We start from the raw sequence: 1860 nt of genomic DNA on the forward strand, positions 1-1860 counted from the left end.
GTCGATGGCCTCGGTCACCTGCTTCACCAGCTTGTGGGTGGCGCGGCGCAGCTCGGCGTCGGGCTCGGCGTCCACGGCCCCTTCCGGCTGGCTGTCGAACTCGTCCCACACGCGGTTCACGAAGCGCCATGAGCCCTGGACGCCGCCGCTGGTCCACTGGACGTCGCGCTCGGCCGGGCTGTCGCTCAGCACGAACAGGCGCGCGGCGTCCACGCCGTAGACGTCGAAGATCTCCTCCGGCGCCACGGTGTTCTTCTTGGACTTCGACATCTTCTCGATGTCGCCGATCACCAGCGGCTCGCCCGAACCGGCCAGGATGGCCCGGCGGGTGTTCCCCTCGGCGACGATTTCCACCTGCCCCGGCTCGACCCATTCGCCGTTCTGCTTGCGATAGGTCTCGTGGGTGACCATCCCTTGCGTGAACAGGCCGGCGAACGGCTCGCGCACGGAGAGCTGGCCATCGTCGGCGAGCGCCTTGGTGACGAAGCGGGCGTACAGCAGGTGCAGCACCGCATGCTCGATGCCGCCGATGTATTGGTCGACCGGCAGCCAGTAGTCGGCCGCCGCCTTGTCGATCGGCTCGGCGGCGTGCGGATTGGCGAAGCGGGCGAAGTACCAGGAGCTGTCCACGAAGGTGTCCAGCGTATCGGTCTCACGCGTCGCCGGGCCGCCGCAGGTCGGGCAGGTGGTGTTCTTCCACGTCGGGTGACGTTCCAGGGCGTTGCCGGACTTGCCGAACTCGATGTCGGCGGGATGCGCCACCGGCAACTGGTCCTTCGGCACCGGGACCACGCCGTGCGTCGGGCAATGGACCACCGGGATCGGGCAGCCCCAGGCGCGCTGGCGCGAGACGCCCCAGTCGCGAAGGCGAAACACGGTCGCGCCTTCGCCGTCGCCCTGCGCCTCGATCCGGGCGATCGCCTCGGCCTTGGCGGCCTCGATGTCCAGCCCGTCCAGGCCGGGCGAATTGTAGATGGTCCCCGGGCCGGTATAGGCCTCTGTTCCGATCTCGAACGTCGCCGGGTCCTCGCCGGGCGGCAGGACCACCGGCTTCACCGGCAGGCCGTACTTGCGGCAGAAGTCCAGGTCGCGCTGGTCGTGCGCCGGGCAGGCGAAGATGGCGCCTGTGCCGTAGTCCATCAGGATGAAGTTCGCGATCCAGACCGGCAGCTCCCAGTTCGGATCGAACGGGTGCTTCACGCGCAGGCCGGTGTCGTAGCCTTTCTTCTCGGCCGTCTCGATCTCGGCCTCGGTGGCCGCACCCTTGCGGCACTCCTCGATGAACGCGGCGGCCTTCGGATCGTTCGCGGCCACGGCGGCGGCCAGCGGGTGGTCGGCGGCGATGCCCACGAAGCTCGCGCCGTACAGGGTGTCCGGGCGGGTGGTGTAGACCTCCAGGTCCTTGGCGGGCGCGTCGCCCACGGTGTGGAAGCGGAACTTCAGGCCCTTGGAGCGGCCGATCCAGTTCTCCTGCATCACGCGGACCTTCTCGGGCCAGCGGTCCAGGGTCTGCAGGTCGTCGGTCAATTGGTCGGCGTAGTCGGTGATCCGCATGGACCACTGGTTCAGCTTTCGCTTCTCCACGACCGCGCCCGAGCGCCAGCCGCGGCCGTCCACGACCTGCTCGTTGGCCAGGACGGTCTGGTCGACCGGGTCCCAGTTGACGACGCTTTCCTTGCGATAGACCAGGCCGCGGGCGAACAGGTCCAGGAACCAGGCCTGCTGCTTGCCGTAGTACTCGACGTCGCAGGTGGCGAACTCGCGGCTCCAGTCGATCGACAGGCCCAGTTGCTTCAGTTCGTCCCGCATGCGGGCGATGTTGTCGTAGGTCCAGCCCTTGGGATCGACGCCGCGCTCCAT

General features: G+C 68.5%; 1 protein-coding gene. It reads right to left on the reverse strand.

The genetic code is table 11. The features are described 5' to 3' along the window. Nucleotides 1-1860 (reverse strand): leucine--tRNA ligase (leuS, locus tag Q0L11_RS20695; protein WP_296599777.1); only part of this gene is annotated, 1860 nt, incomplete at both ends.

The organism is Phenylobacterium sp. (genome assembly GCF_024508875.1).
Taxonomy (GTDB): Bacteria; Pseudomonadota; Alphaproteobacteria; order Caulobacterales; family Caulobacteraceae; genus Phenylobacterium.